Annotated in this window: 1 protein-coding gene; it reads left to right on the top strand. The window is 45.1% G+C overall.

The window, feature by feature from the left end; translation table 11 throughout:
• Nucleotides 1–86: 86 nt before the first annotated feature.
• A partial coding sequence (locus tag QTO00_RS19425) for an ATP-binding protein (protein WP_331426210.1) occupies nt 87–1,600 on the top strand: 1,514 nt, incomplete at its 3' end.

Raw genomic sequence — 1,600 nt, 5'->3', positions numbered from 1 at the left:
AACATGAACTAGCTGTAAGTCACTAAAACTTAAACAAATCTGGCCTAAACTAGCTGTTAAAGAACAAAAACGACAAGGATAGAGTGATGACCATTCAAAGACTTGAAGCTCACCAGCTGTACCTTCCAGCAGAGCTAGAGAAACTGCAAAGCAAGTCGACAAAAGAGTTGGCGCCTATCGATGAGATTGTGGGGCAAGAGCGAGCTCAAAAGGCCGTCGAGTTTGCTATGTCCATCAAAGAGAAGGGCTATAACATATACGCGATAGGCCAGAACGGCTTAGGCAAGCGTACAATGATCCTCCGTTACCTTAATCGTCACCAACACGATGCAGCGGCCCTGTTTGATTGGTGCTACGTCGCTAATTTTGAAGATATTCGCACACCGAAAGTATTGAAGCTCCCCTGCGGTGTGGGAAGTAAGCTTAAGCAAGATATCGAGAAGTTGATAGCTAAGTTGATAAACGCCATCCCATTAGCGTTTGACAACGAGCTTTACTATAGTCGCGCTGACAAACTAAAAAACCAACTTGCCACCAAGCAAGAGGCAGAACTGGCGGTAATTACTAAAGAGGCTAAGTCGCAAGGCATTAGCCTAACCATCACTACTCAAGGTGATTACCAGTTTGTCGCGATGAATGGCGAAGAACTTCATAGTGAAGAGTCCTTCGATGCTTTAAGCAAGAAAGAGCAAGAGTACTTTAGCGATACCATTGACGAGCTAGAAGTCAAGCTGCGCAACATGGTTCGTCAACTTACGGAGTGGGAAGAGACCTACACCGAGAAAATCAAAAAGCTCAATGACGAAGTCACGTTAGAAGTTATTACCCACTTTATCAAGCAGCTCAAGAAGGACTATTTACGTTACCCTGCGATTAAGACTTACCTTACCGAGTTACAGCAAGATATTGTTGATAATGCAGATATATTCCTTGAACAAAGCGCAGAGCAAGGGGAAGTGGCCAGTGCGTCTCTAGATAAGAAACTGCCACGTCGTTACAAGGTTAACGTTCTAGTAAGCCGTAAGACGGAAGAGTTTCCGATCGTTGTTGAAGAGAACCCTAACTATCACACCTTGTTTGGCTATATCGAAACTGCGACCTTCAAAGGTACCGTATTTACCGACTTCTCGTTGATTCGCCCTGGTAGCTTGCATAAAGCGAATGGCGGTGTACTTTTGATGGATGCGCAAAAGGTACTAGAGCAGCCATACGTATGGGATGGATTGAAGCGGGCGCTGCGTGCAAGGCAACTGAGCTTTACCTCACTTGAAAAAGAGGTGACCCTAACCGGAACCGTTTCTCTAGACCCAGAAGCAATTCCACTTGATGTAAAAATCATCTTGTTTGGTGACTATCGCACTTACCAACTGCTTCAACACTACGATCCAGAGTTTAGTGAGCTGTTTAGAGTCACCGCTGACTTTGAAGATGAGATGAAGCGAGACAGCGATTCTGAGCTGCAATACGCACGCTTTATTTCAAGCGTGGTGAATGACAATGGCATGTTGCACTGTGACCGCAAAGCCATCGCACGAATTATTGAGCATAGTTCGAGGTTGGCTGGCGATCAGAACAAGATTTCTCTTCACTCAGCCAATAT

Source organism: Vibrio sp. M260118 (genome assembly GCF_036533755.1).
In the GTDB taxonomy this organism is placed as follows: domain Bacteria; phylum Pseudomonadota; class Gammaproteobacteria; order Enterobacterales; family Vibrionaceae; genus Vibrio.
This window is presented reverse-complemented; position numbering and strand designations above follow the sequence as displayed.